This window comes from Streptomyces lushanensis (assembly GCF_001700515.1).
Classification (GTDB): Bacteria; Actinomycetota; Actinomycetes; order Streptomycetales; family Streptomycetaceae; genus Streptomyces; species Streptomyces lushanensis.
Window position 1 is genome coordinate 25,730 of the sequence record NZ_MAUD01000046.1, and the last position, 213, is coordinate 25,942.

At 74.6% G+C, this 213-nt stretch carries 1 pseudogene; it reads right to left on the reverse strand.

Annotated elements, in window-relative coordinates:
• Window positions 1-197, reverse strand: a pseudogene (locus BFF77_RS36555) (M4 family metallopeptidase); the annotation flags it as partial.
• Between the last annotated feature and the right edge of the window lie 16 nt (window positions 198-213).

Below are 213 nucleotides of genomic sequence, written 5' to 3' on the forward strand. Positions count from 1 at the left end.
CCGTTGACGACGGATTCCCAGGCCAGGGTGGACACGCCGTCCTTCGCCCAGATGACCTGCCGCGGCGCTCCGTCCGGTACGGCCTCGTCGGTGCCCTCGGTCCTGGCGGTGGCCAGGGCCGTCTTCCCCGCAGCCGCGGCCGGGACGGCGGCCTTGGTCGTCGGCACGGATATCGCGCCCTCCGTCGCCCAGGTCACGGTGACGGAGGGGGCG